At 57.1% G+C, this 11,905-nt stretch carries 11 protein-coding genes; 6 read left to right on the forward strand and 5 right to left on the reverse strand.

Features of this window, described 5'->3' with window-relative positions:
• Positions 1–33 precede the first annotated feature (33 nt).
• On the reverse strand, positions 34–570 hold the full coding sequence (gene hpt / locus ACTJKZ_RS16435) for a hypoxanthine phosphoribosyltransferase (RefSeq protein ID WP_105099563.1): 537 nt from the start codon (positions 568–570) through the stop codon (positions 34–36).
• Between the two features lie 235 nt (positions 571–805).
• On the opposite strand from hpt, the gene ACTJKZ_RS16440 reads away from it, so the two are divergent.
• Positions 806–2,089, forward strand: a complete 1,284-nt coding sequence (locus ACTJKZ_RS16440) for a cystathionine gamma-synthase family protein (RefSeq protein ID WP_253421104.1) — start codon at positions 806–808, stop codon at positions 2,087–2,089.
• Here the strand turns inward: ACTJKZ_RS16440 and cueO are convergent, their stop codons facing one another.
• Entirely contained in the window at positions 2,090–3,685 is a 1,596-nt protein-coding gene (gene cueO, locus ACTJKZ_RS16445) for a multicopper oxidase CueO (RefSeq protein ID WP_161731551.1), read from the reverse strand.
• A 181-nt stretch (positions 3,686–3,866) separates the two neighbouring features.
• Here cueO and ACTJKZ_RS16450 point away from each other — a divergent pair, with 181 nt between their 5' ends.
• From ACTJKZ_RS16450 to ACTJKZ_RS16465, 4 genes are all read left to right on the forward strand, one after another.
• Positions 3,867–4,214, forward strand: a complete 348-nt coding sequence (locus ACTJKZ_RS16450) for a YacC family pilotin-like protein (RefSeq protein ID WP_150010759.1) — start codon at positions 3,867–3,869, stop codon at positions 4,212–4,214.
• Positions 4,215–4,316: 102 nt separating this feature from the next.
• Complete coding sequence (gene speE / locus ACTJKZ_RS16455) at positions 4,317–5,180, forward strand: polyamine aminopropyltransferase (RefSeq protein ID WP_440829849.1); 864 nt, start codon at positions 4,317–4,319, stop codon at positions 5,178–5,180.
• Positions 5,181–5,208: 28 nt separating this feature from the next.
• Complete coding sequence (gene speD, locus ACTJKZ_RS16460; RefSeq protein ID WP_003854677.1) at positions 5,209–6,018, forward strand: adenosylmethionine decarboxylase; 810 nt, start codon at positions 5,209–5,211, stop codon at positions 6,016–6,018.
• A 174-nt stretch (positions 6,019–6,192) separates the two neighbouring features.
• Complete coding sequence (locus ACTJKZ_RS16465; protein WP_440829850.1) at positions 6,193–7,485, forward strand: glycoside hydrolase family 28 protein; 1,293 nt, start codon at positions 6,193–6,195, stop codon at positions 7,483–7,485.
• Between the two features lie 80 nt (positions 7,486–7,565).
• Here the strand turns inward: ACTJKZ_RS16465 and ACTJKZ_RS16470 are convergent, their stop codons facing one another.
• From ACTJKZ_RS16470 to dtnK, 3 genes are read right to left on the reverse strand one after another with little or no spacing between them, the layout of a single operon-like run.
• Positions 7,566–8,330, reverse strand: coding sequence for a DeoR/GlpR family DNA-binding transcription regulator (locus ACTJKZ_RS16470; protein WP_222924537.1), 765 nt, complete (start codon positions 8,328–8,330; stop codon positions 7,566–7,568).
• Positions 8,331–8,336: 6 nt separating this feature from the next.
• Complete coding sequence (locus ACTJKZ_RS16475) at positions 8,337–9,317, reverse strand: D-threonate 4-phosphate dehydrogenase (RefSeq protein WP_440829851.1); 981 nt, start codon at positions 9,315–9,317, stop codon at positions 8,337–8,339.
• Complete coding sequence (dtnK, locus tag ACTJKZ_RS16480) at positions 9,310–10,569, reverse strand: D-threonate kinase (RefSeq protein ID WP_440829852.1); 1,260 nt, start codon at positions 10,567–10,569, stop codon at positions 9,310–9,312. Before dtnK ends, ACTJKZ_RS16475 begins: the two co-directional genes overlap by 8 nt.
• 187 nt (positions 10,570–10,756) lie before the next feature.
• On the opposite strand from dtnK, the gene ACTJKZ_RS16485 reads away from it, so the two are divergent.
• Positions 10,757–11,905, forward strand: coding sequence for an iron-containing alcohol dehydrogenase (locus ACTJKZ_RS16485; RefSeq protein WP_161731563.1), 1,149 nt, complete (start codon positions 10,757–10,759; stop codon positions 11,903–11,905).

Here is an 11,905-nt window from a genome sequence, read left to right on the forward strand (position 1 = left end):
CAGGCCTTGGAAGAATGTGCGGTCAGAGCAGTATCAGGATTCCAGCGGCACCACTTTGCCGATGTAAGGCAGATGGCGATAGTGCTGAGCGTAGTCGATACCAAAGCCCACCACAAACTCATCCGGAATCGCAAAGCCGACATACTCGACATTGACTTCAACTTCACGGCGCTCAGGCTTATCCAGCAGAGTACAGATCGCCAGTGATTTTGGCTGACGCAGCTGCAGAATCTCACGCACTTTGCTCAGGGTGTTACCGGAGTCGATGATATCTTCGACGATCAGCACATCCTTGCCACGAATGTCTTCATCCAGATCTTTCAGGATTTTCACATCACGCGTGCTGGACATGCCGCTGCCGTAACTGGACGCCGTCATAAAGTCGACTTCATGCGGCACATCAATGGCGCGACAGAGATCAGCCATGAACATGAATGAGCCGCGCAGCAGCCCCACCAGCACCATATCGCTGCCGCTGTCGCGGTAGTGCTCGTTAATCTCTTTCCCCAGTTCAGCGATGCGCGTGGCGATTGCCTGTTCAGGGATCATCACTTCAACAGTGTGTTTCATTGCGTTCAGCCCGGTTACGTCAGAAAAGCCCCGAAGTCTATCACAGACGCCGCAGCGACGACTGTGCGACCCTGTATGCAAACGATTACGTCGCAAAAATTATTACCTGTGGCCTTTAAGTCACTGAAAGGCGCATTACCTTAGAACATTCTGGCATTTACCAGCATGATTCGCTGCGTGGTAGCCTTTATCCAACAGATCGTTACCCTACTCGCGCCGCTGGCCGGAGATCACAATGACTTCATCATCAAGCAAAAAGACGCATATCGGCGACAGGCCGCTGCACCCCGAAACCCAGATGCTGAACTATGGCTATGATCCCCGCCTCTCTGAAGGTGCGGTAAAGCCGCCGGTGTTTCTGACATCGACCTTTGTCTTTGACAGCGCCGAAGAGGGACGGGATTTCTTTGATTACGTCTCTGGTCGTCGTGAGCCGCCGGAAGGCAAATCGGGCGGGCTGGTCTATTCGCGCTTTAACCATCCGAACAGCGAAATTGTTGAAGACCGGCTGGCGGTCTATGAGCAGGCAGAGAGCTGTTCACTCTTCTCTTCCGGGATGGCCGCTATCTCCACGGCCCTGCTGACGTTTGCCCGCCCGGGCGAGGTGATCCTGCACTCCCAGCCCCTGTATGGCGGCACCGAAACGCTGCTCAGCAAAACACTGCACAATCTGGATATTAAAGCAGTTGGTTTCAGCGACGGGAATGATGAAGTCAGGGTGCGCGAAGCCGCTCAGCAGGCGATGGCCCAGGGCCGGGTGGCGGTCATCCTGATTGAAACACCCGCAAATCCGACTAACAGCCTGGTCAATATCCGCCTGATGGCGCGCATTGCCGATGAAATTGACCAGCAACAGGGTTCACGACCGATTATCGCCTGTGATAACACCCTGCTCGGCCCGCTGTTCCAGCAGCCGCTGACGCTGGGCGCGGATCTGTCACTCTACTCACTGACCAAATATGTTGGCGGTCACTCTGACCTGATTGCGGGTGCCGCGATGGGCAGTAAAGCGCTGATGGCGAAAGTGCGCGCCCTGCGCAGCGCCATTGGTACGCAGCTGGACCCGCACTCAAGCTGGATGCTCAGCCGCTCGCTGGAAACGCTGTCGCTGCGGATGGAGAAAGCCTTTCACAATGCAGAAGCGGTCGCGGCCTTTCTGCGCGATCACCCGAAAGTGGCGAAGCTGCACTGGCTGCCCTATCTGGATGCGGAGAGCGCCGAAGGGAAAACCTATCGCGAGCAGTGCAGCGGCGCGGGTTCGACCTTCTCGTTCGATATCGTCGGCGATCAGCCCGCTGCGTTCCGTTTTCTCAATGCGCTGTCGCTGTTCAAACAGGCGGTGAGCCTGGGCGGAACCGAGTCGCTGGCCAGCCATCCTGGCAGCACCACTCACTCCGGCGTGCCGCAGGCGGTGCGTCAGCGTATTGGTATTACTGACGCCACGGTGCGGCTGTCGATTGGCATCGAGAACGCCGGTGACCTGATTGAAGACATCAGACTGGCGCTGGATCAGGCGTAATCAGCTCACGGTAAAGCCCAGCATCATGCCAGTATCTTCATGCTCCAGCAGATGACAGTGGGCCATGTAAGCGTGCTCGGCGGCAGCGACATAGTTGAAGCGCACCAGCACTTCACTGCGCCAGCCGTCGACATTCACCATATCTTTCCAGCCCTGCCGATGCGGGGCGGGCGGTTTGCCGTTCTCGGAGAGAATGCGGAACTGGGTGCCGTGAATATGGAAGGGATGCAGCATGGCGTCGCCTTCTCCTGAAATCGTCCACTTCTCATAATCACCCAGCTTCACCGCAAATGACGGCTTTGTCATATCAAAAGCCTGGCCGTTGATCTTATTGCCATTGCGGAAATCGTAACTGGCGGGCTTCGCCATGCCGTGCATGCTGTGATCCATCCCTTCCATGTTTTCCATCGGCGGCATCGGCCCGGCAGCCGTTTTCTCCGGCATCGAATGATGACCGCCCTTGCCCATCGCTTTCTCGCCGTAGCGCTGCATCAGCGCCTGCATCCCCTGCTGGTCCAGCTGCGGGTCCATCATCAGCTGCAGCCAGCGTGTCGTCAGTCCGTCGGTGGCGGGAAGCGCAGGCAGCGTCGCCAGCTTATCCGGCAGCGTGGCGCTGGCCATCACCCGCAGCGGCAGGATCTGTACCAGCGGCAGCGGCTGGTCAAACGGCGGCAGCGTCATGCCCATCTGTTCGGTCGGCAGCGTAACCAGATCAAACGCTTTACCGTCAGAAGTATCGATCATCACCTCAAAACGCTCGCCCGGCAGCATCGGCAGTGCGCCGAGCTTCACCGGTTCAGCCAGCAGGCCACCGTCGCTGGCGATCACATAAAGAGGACGTTTATCACTGGCGGCAACGTGCAGCGAACGGGCATTACAGCCGTTCAGCAGACGCAGACGCAGCCAGCCGCGCGGCACCGCATGCTGCGGATACTGCACGCCGTTGGTCAGCATCATGTCGCCAAACCAGCCCACGGCTGCGCGCATTACGTCGAGCTGATAATCGATCCGGCCGCCATCTTTACTCAGCTGCTTATCCTGGAAAATCAGTGGCACATCATCCACGCCCCACTGCACAGGCAGGCGCAGTGTGCCGCTCTCCTTATCTTCCAGCAAAATCAGTCCCGCGAGTCCGTGTGCGACCTGATGCCCGGTTTTGCCATGCAGATGCGGATGATACCAGCAGGTTGCGGCGGGCTGGTCAGGGGTAAAAGAGACCTGACGCGAAGCACCAGGCGCAATCACGGCCTGCGGACCGCCATCTACCGCGCCGGGGATTTCCAGCCCGTGCCAGTGCAGGGTAGTCGCTTCGCTGAGTCGATTATGGATGTTCACCGTCACCGGTTTGCCACTCTGCAACTTCAGCACCGGTCCCAGCAGGCTGCCGTTATAGCCCCAGGTCGGCACGGCTTTGCCATTCCACTGCGAGGTGCCCTGCATCGCGGTAAGGCTGTAGCTGCCCCTGGCATCCGCTTCCAGCAGTGATGGAATCGGCAGCAGCGGACGGGTGGCTGCCATCAGCGAACGGCTCCAGAGCGGCAAGGCTCCGGCTGCACTCAGTGCGGCGGTAAGTTTCAGGAAGTGACGACGTTGCATGGTGATCATCCTTGTGACATCAGAGCGCACAGCCTAAACCCTGACCTTATGGGAAGGTCAAGTGTTAGCCGTGAGAATCTGATGAAAAAAGGCGGTGCAGCGGCTCACAGCGCCAAATTAATCGAAAACCTGAGAATAACTGTGCTAACGTCATGAGCAATATCCATTGAAGAGAACGACTATGAAGCAAAGCATCAAGATCCTGCTGCTGACGGGACTCCTTGGCTTCTCCTCCACCAGTTTTGCCCTAAGCGAATCCGAAGCGGAAGATCTGGCCGATCTCACGGCGGTTTTCGTCTATCTGAAAAATGATTGTGGCTATCAGGATTTACCGGACGCACAGATTCGCAAAGCGCTGGTCTTTTTTGCTCAGCAGAACCGCTGGGATTTAAGCAACTACAGCAACTACAACATGAAAGCGCTGGGTGAAGACAGCTATCGCGATCTCAGCGGCATCGCCATCACCAATGACAAAAAGTGCAAGTCACTGGCCCGTGATTCACTGAGCCTGCTGGCCTACGTCAGGTAATTACTCTGCCCTCTGCTGCCGGACATTGACCGTGCAACCACGGTCAGTGTTAGCTATCATGTGCCGCCCATCTTCATGGCGATGTCATCAGAGGAGAGCACCATGGCCCACAATGAAACGTGGTATGAAACCCTTCATGCCGGTTTTGGCCAGTATTTCACGGTAGATAAAGAGCTGTACCGTGAAAAAACTGCGCATCAGGATTTAATCATTTTCGAAAATGCCGCGATGGGCCGCGTAATGGCGCTGGACGGCGTGGTGCAGACCACCGAACGCGACGAATTTATCTACCATGAAATGATGACCCACGTTCCGCTGCTGGCGCACGGCGCGGCGAAGAGCGTCCTGATCATCGGCGGCGGTGACGGCGCAATGCTGCGCGAAGTGTCACGTCATCCGGAAATCGAAAAGATTACCATGGTGGAAATCGATGCAGGCGTGGTGACCTTTTGTCGCCAGTATCTGCCGAACCACAGCGCAGGTGCCTATGACGATCCGCGCTTTACGCTGGTGATCGATGACGGGGTTAACTTCGTTAATCAGACGCAGGAAAAGTTCGATGTCATCATCTCCGACTGCACCGATCCGATTGGTCCGGGCGAGAGCCTGTTTACCTCCGAATTTTATGCCGGCTGTAAAGCGGCCCTTAATGAAAATGGCATCTTCGTGGCGCAGAATGGCGTCTGCTTCCTGCAGCAGGATGAGGCCGTAAACAGCCATCGCAAGCTGGGCCATTACTTTTCGGATGTCAGTTTCTATCAGGCGGCGATTCCGACCTATTACGGCGGCATCATGACCTTTGCCTGGGCGAGCGATAATCCGGCGCTGCGCCAGCTCAATACCGCCACCCTGCAGGTGCGTTTCGAGGCCGCTGGCCTGGCGTGTCGTTACTACACACCAGCGATCCATACCGGCAGCTTTGCCCTGCCGCAATATCTGTTAAATGCGCTATCGGCCGCGTGCTGACAGTGCATTTTTAAGGGGGTGAACAAAATTGCAAAAGCTAAAACTACATGGCTTCAACAACCTGACGAAAAGCCTGAGTTTTTGTATTTACGATATCTGCTATGCGAATACTGAAGCTGAACGCGATGGTTATATCGCCTACATTGATGAACAATATAACGCCAACCGTCTGACGGAAATCCTGACCGAAACCTGCTCCATTATCGGGGCTAACGTGCTTAATATTGCACGCCAGGATTATGAACCGCAGGGAGCCAGCGTCACGATTCTGGTCAGCGAAGAGCCGATCGATCCCAAAGATATCGATAACTCCGAGCATCCTGGCCCGCTGCCCAATTCGGTGGTGGCGCATCTGGATAAAAGCCATATCTGCGTGCACACCTATCCGGAAAGCCATCCTGAAGGCGGGCTCTGCACCTTCCGCGCGGACATTGAAGTCTCAACCTGCGGCGTGATCTCACCGCTCAAGGCGCTGAACTACCTGATCCACCAGCTGGAGTCAGACATTGTTACCGTCGATTACCGGGTGCGCGGTTTTACCCGTGACGTGAAAGGGATGAAGCACTTTATCGATCACGAGATCAATTCGATTCAGAACTTCATGTCCGACGATATGAAAGCGATGTATGACATGGTGGATGTGAATGTCTATCAGGAGAACATCTTCCACACCAAGATGTTGCTGAAAGAGTTTGACCTGAAACACTATCTGTTTAACACCCGCCCGGAAGATCTCAGCCCGCAGGAGCATAAGCGTATTACTGACCTGCTGTGGAAAGAGATGCGTGAGATCTACTACGGCAGAAATATCCCCTCAGTGGGCCTGAAGACCCTCTGATTATCAGACGCGCAGCGTGACACCCCATAACCTGCGCGTCTCTTCCCGCTTATCCCTCCGACTTCTCATCACGGTAACCGCCGGCATTCCCTGATCGTCAGCAATAATTTGCCTGTCAGAGCGTGCTACTTTCAGCGCTGAACGCTTATTTCTTCATCGACTACAGGCAAAAAAATGGCAAGAATTAACATTATTGATTTCGCTGCCGTCCCGGACGCCACCTCACTTTCCACTCAGGCGATACAGCGCGCGATTGATAGCGCATCAGCAGGCGACACGGTGCTGATCCCGGCAGGCCGCTTTCTGACGGGCGCGCTGTTTCTGAAAAGTGAGATGACGCTGGAGCTGGCGAAAGATGCCGTGCTGCTCGGCAGCGAGCGGCTGGAGGATTACCCAGATATCGCTACGCGCGTGGCGGGGATTGATATGGTCTGGCCCGCGGCGATGCTTAACATCAATCATTGCCGCGACGTCACTGTCTGCGGCAATGGCACGCTCGACGGACACGGTGCCGTCTGGTGGCATAAATTCTGGGGCGAAGACGAAAACAGCGGGATGCTGGCGGACTATACCCGTCGCGGCCTGCGCTGGGTGGTGGATTACGACTGCAAACGTCCACGTAACGTGGTGGTTTATCAGAGTGAATACGTGACGCTGGAGGACTTTACCTCACAGGATTCCGGCTTCTGGAACCTGCACGTCTGTTATTCGAAACAGGTTAATTTGCAGCGGCTACGTGTGATGAACGCTACCGGACCCAGCACCGACGGCATTGATATTGATTCCAGCCAGTTGGTTCGCGTTGAAGGCTGTACGGTCTCCTGCAATGACGACAATATCTGCGTGAAATCGGGTCGCGGCGCGGAAGCACAGCAGCTCGGCAGAACCGCACGCGATATCATTATTCGCGACTGCATTCTGCTGAAAGGCTCGGGCATTACCCTGGGCAGCGAAACCTCTGGCGGTATCGAAAATGTCATCATCGAACACAACCGTTTCTCCGGCACGGGTGTCGGCTTTCGCATCAAGTCAGCCCGTAATCGCGGCGGCTGGATCAAAAACATCGTGGTTCGCCATCTGAAGATGGAGGATGTCTGTTATCCGTTTATGCTGCAGCTGAACTGGTTCCCGCAGTATAGCTACAGTGAGCAGCCCGCCGACACCGAACAGCCGCCACACTGGCGTAAGCTGGCATCGGGCGTCACAGGTGATGCTGGCCTGACGCGGGTTGAGAATATCAGTATCAGTCATATCAGCAGCAGCCTGACTGAGCCTGCGGCGTTTTCCCGCGCCTTTTTTATTGAAGGCACGCCGGAAAATCCGATTGAACGGCTGAGTTTCAGCGACATCACACTGCAGGCGCAGGAGTTTGGCAAAATAGCGGGCGTAAGGAATCTGAGTTTTGAACGGGTTACGGTAGACGCGCCGGCAATGACGCGCGAAGAGCATGACGCCTACGCGCGTTAGCGGCAATTGCAGAAGATAAACGCGCGGTGCTGCTCGCGCCCTGCTTCAGGATAAGGTCAGAGAAGCACGGCGCGTTCAGTTCAGGTGGAAGTCAGCGCCAGCGTAATGCCACGCTCGCGCAGCGTGCGGCACACCTCCTGATCTAACCGGCTGTCGGTCACCACATCGGTCAGGTCATCAACCGGTGAGGCGCAGAACAGCGACCAGGAGCCATATTTACTGCTGTCCGCCAGCAGGACCCGGCGCGCCGCATTGGCCAGCAGATCGTGTTTCAGCCCCGCTTTCTCTTCAGTCGGCGTGGTAATGCCGCGCTCAAGGCTCCATGAGTTACAGCTGACAAACGCGATATCCGGATTGATGCTGCGCAGCAACCGCCGTCCATGTTCGCCCACGCAGGACTGACTGGAGTCATCAATCCGCCCGCCAATGATCGTTACTTCGATCTGCTTAAACTCAGACAGAAACAGCGCAATGTGCAGGTCGGCGGTAATCACCCGCAGCGGCAGATGCGTGAGCTGTCGCGCCAGCTCCAGCATAGTCGTACCGGCATCCAGTACCACCGCATCCCCCGCCCGGACAAAGCTGGCGGCGCACTCCGCGATCGCCTGCTTCTCGGCCAGGTTCCGCTGCATTTTCTCCAGCGTGGTCGGCTGGGCAGGAATAAAACGATTCAGGGTGACGCCGCCATGACTGCGGCTGATCACGCCCTCTTTATCCAGCTTAATTAAATCACGTCGAATCGTGGCGGGTGAGGCGGAAATCGCACTGACCAGTTGCTCAACAGTCACCAGATTATGGCTTTTCAGGTAATCCATAATCTGGTCAAGACGGCTCTGTCCCTTCATATTTCCCTATGCGAGCTGCATCGCGAGTTTAATCGAGATCGCCATGCTGTCAGACTTCGCTTTACCTGTCCAGGCGATATCAAATGCCGTGCCGTGGTCAGCAGAGGTGCGGATAAACGGCAGGCCTGCGGTAATGTTCACGCCATCATAGAAGCCCAGCAGTTTAAGCGGGATGTGTCCCTGATCGTGGTACATCGCCACCACCATGTCATAGCGTCCATCCTGGCACTGCAGGAATACCGTGTCCGGCGGGCAAGGCCCGAAGACATCAATCCCCTCCGCTTTCATCGCTTCAATCGCGGGAGCAACGGTGGTGATCTCCTCATCGCCAAACAGCCCGTTCTCACCGGCGTGCGGATTGACACCCGCGACGGCGATGCGTGGTGCGCTGTAACCGACACGACGCAGGAAGGTGTCCGCCATACCAATCACCGTTTTGATACGTGTCTGGTTGAGCGTATCGAGGAACTTACGCAGCGCAATATGGGTCGTGACATGAATCACCTTGAGCTTATCGGTATAGAGCACCATAGCGTAATCTTTGGTGTCGGTAAGATGCGCCAGCAGTTCGGTGTGACCCGGGTAGAGGTGGCCCGCCGCGTGCATCGCCTCTTTATTCAGCGGCGCGGTAGCAATCGCATGCACGTCACCGGCCAGTGCCAGTTCGGTAGCACGCTTCACGCAGCGCCACGCCAGATCCCCCGCCTCTTTCTGTACCACGCCAGGTTTCAGCGCGTCGGGAGCGGCCAGCGGCTCATCGATCACATTGATAATGCCGGGCGCAAAGCGCGCATCGGCTACCCGATCCAGCACCCGCAGCTCGGCCTGTGGGGTGATGTTCATCGCCATAATGCGGCGCAGCGTACTGGCACAGCCAATCACCACGGCAGGGATGCCATTCAGCTCACCTTCAGAGAGCGCTTTGATGATGATTTCCGGGCTGATGCCCGCCGGATCGCCCATGGTGATCGCAATAATTTTACTCACTCGACTTCTCCTCAATAAAACTAATGGCTGCTACCAGGGTATTTTCATCACCAAAGCCACCCGCTTTGGTCATCACCGGCAGAGTAAATTCACTGTTAAGCAGGACCCCGTGCGGCACACAGCCCGCCACCAGACCCTGAATTTTAAAGCCGCTGGCCCCCAGCGCCTGCGCGACGGCAATCGCCACGTCGCCGCCTGACAGATAGAGCGCATGCGGCAGCCGTGCCCGACACAGACTCAGGGTGATTTCGCCTAGCAGCTGACAGATCGCCTCACCCAGCTGCTGGCGCGTCACGCGGTGCTGCTGGCAAAGATCCTCGATCTCGTGCCGCTGGGATGCATGCTGGCAGGTGCGGATCACCGTATGGCGACCGGCACGCAGTGCGGTGGCCGCCTGTTCGATCCAGCGATCCCGCTCAGGCCAGGCGGACTGCTGAAACAGCTGACGGATATCGACATCGACGACCTCAACGGCGCGCTGAGTACGCAGCGCGGCGATCTGCTGCTCTGCCTGACGACTCATCGATCCCACCACCGCCAGCACAGGTTGCGACGGGCGAACGGAGAGCGCAGCGCCCAGCGCATCGCTTAATCCGGCGGCCCCGACCAGCAGGGGCGTCTCACTCAGCCGCGACGCAGCGGTTATCAGTCGCGCCAGGTCGGCCTCCGTTTCGGCATCCACTACCACGACGCCATCTGCTTCGGCTAACACAGCATCAAGCCGATCGCTATGCAGCGTCGCGAGATCGATCTCCATGCCGTCGATCTGCATCTGATGAATGACGCGGGCGCTGCGGATCGGGGTTTTAGGATCGCTGGCAAATTCGGTGTCTGTCAGTAACCGCTGATTGACCCACACGCTGCCCTCACGTGTGATGCGGCCCAGAAGCGGTACGGCCGGTGCCACCAGCGCCAGCCTTTTGCCGCTGGCGCGCAGTGCCGCCACCGTTTCAGCCCCGATATTGCCGCGCAGCGTGGAGTCTATCTTTTTAAACAGCCAGCCCTGCTGAAGCTGTGCCGCGTAATGCTGCACCACCTGCGTAACGCGCTCTGCAGCCTGAGTGGCACTGACAGCCCGGCTGTCGGTGCTGATTACCAGTACATCCGCCGCCTCGTCGGGTAACGTTGCTGCGGAGCCGAACAGCACATGTACACGGGCACCGGCCTGTGCCAGTCCACTACCTGCATCGTTGGCACCGGTAAAGTCATCGGCGATAACCAGCACCGGGGTTTTCCATACTGATGAGCCCATCCTCACTCCTGTCAGGCTATTGCCGCTGTATTTGATTATATTCAATCATGATTGATTATATGTGAGCAAGTTCAAATTAATCGAAATCGATATGCCTTATAAAATTAGCCACAGAGAGTGACTGACATCGCATTGCGCTGAGCAAAATTAATCATCTGCTCAGACATGACAGAAATAAGGGTATGAAATGAACATTAACAGCACGGTGATCAGCGGTTATCAGGCGTTAAACGACATGCGCTATCTGCTGGATGGGATAGCGACGGCAGTCGTGGTCACTGACCGGAACATTGAGGCGATTCCGGCGGTACAGGCGCTGATGGGGCAACTCCGGGATCAGATCCCGCGTATCAGCGTGGTCAACAGCGTTCCACCTGAACCGAGCCAGCATGATGTGGCCGCGATTATAGAAACGCTCTCGCAGCGCCAGGCCGACATGGTGATTGGCATCGGCGGTGGCAGCGTACTGGATGTGGCGAAGCTGCTCTCGGTGCTGTGCATCAACGGCGCACCGTCGCTGGACGCCCTGCTGGCAGGCGAAAAACCGCAGCGTCGCACCCGTTCAATGCTCATCCCGACCACTGCTGGCACCGGCTCTGAAGCGACCCCGAATGCGATTCTGGCGATCCCGGAGAAAGAGACCAAAGTCGGCATTATTTCACCGGTGATGCTGCCCGATGTGGTGGCGCTGGTGCCGGAACTCACCACCAGCATGCCGCCGCACATCGCCTCGTCTACCGGCATTGATGCCCTGTGTCACCTGATTGAGTGCTTCACCGCCAACGTTGCCAATCCGGTCAGCGACAACTATGCGCTGATTGGGATGAAGAAGCTGTTCGCGAATCTCGAAACCACGCTGCGCGAGCCGGAGAATTTGCAGGCACGGCTCGAGATGCTCTGGGCCTCTTATTATGGCGGCGCATCGATTGCCCATGCCGGGACGCATCTGGTGCATGCGATGTCCTATCCGCTTGGCGGCAAATATCACCTGCCACACGGCGTTGCCAACGCCATTCTGCTAGCCCCCTGCATGCGCTTTGTCCGTCCGGCCGCAGTGAGCAAATTCGCTCAGGCCTATGACCTGCTGCCCGACGCTGACGTCCGTTTAAGCGATGAAGAGAAATCACACGCGCTGGTCGACTACTTCACCGCGCTGGTTGCGCGGCTGCAGTTGCCTGCCAGCCTGGAAGCGCTGGGCATCGGCCCGGATCACCTGCCTTATTTAGTGGAAGCGGCACTCGACGTGCAGCGCCTCATGAAAAACGTGCCGATGGCGGTCACCGCCGATGATGTGCGCGCCGTCTACCTGACGCTGTTCCCTTCCTGCCAGGCGTAA

The sequence above is a fragment of the Pantoea sp. 22096 genome, assembly GCF_052045955.1.
Lineage (GTDB): Bacteria > Pseudomonadota > Gammaproteobacteria > Enterobacterales > Enterobacteriaceae > Pantoea > Pantoea alfalfae.